The following is a 627-nucleotide window of genomic DNA, read 5'->3' as shown; positions in this document are numbered from 1 at the left end:
GGGCGCGCGGCGGTGCATAATCCGGATCGTCCGGATCCACATTGCCATCGGCCGGGCCGACATATTCGGCGTCCGGGCCGGGATCGCCTTCATCGACATAGACCCTTTCACGCGGCTGTGATAAAGCTTCGCCGACGATCACACCGGCCGTCAGACCGATAATGCCCGCCGCTGCCCAGCGGCCGCGCCAGCCGGGGCCATGGTGATAACGCCAGTAGCGGCCATGGAAGCCGCGGTCACGCCAGCCGGCGGACGACACTTCCACCGTGCTGGCCAAAGTGGCGATCACGGCGACGCCGAGGATAAGGGTTTTGGTGAGTTTTTTCATAGCGATCTTCCCTGCAATGGGCCGGCCATGGGCCAGACTTGGGGAAAATCTAGGGCTCGGCCGATGAATGTCGGCTGAACGGAAAAGGGCAAGTTTGTGGCGGCCGTGTATACCGCGCGGTGTCAATGAAAAGGGCGCCGCCTGCCATTCCGGCAGCGGCGCCGTGTATACACTGCGCCGATCAGGCCTGGATCAGCCGGTGACTTGAAGGTTGACGGCCTTCGGACCCTTGCCGCGGCGGTCCGGCTCGGTGTCGTAGGTAACTTTCTGGTTTTCAGTCAGACCGGTGAGGCCTGAAG

The 627-nt window shown here is 63.2% G+C and carries 1 protein-coding gene; it reads right to left on the bottom strand.

What is annotated here, in order from left to right:
* Positions 1 to 328: hypothetical protein (locus tag AC1D0P_RS26935; protein ID WP_477679532.1), on the bottom strand; the 328-nt coding region annotated here is incomplete at its 3' end.
* Positions 329 to 627 lie beyond the last annotated feature (299 nt).

The organism is Polaromonas sp. P1_G2, assembly GCF_056405515.1.
The sequence above is the reverse complement of the archived record's forward strand: the minus strand, read 5'-3'. Positions and strand labels throughout refer to the sequence as shown.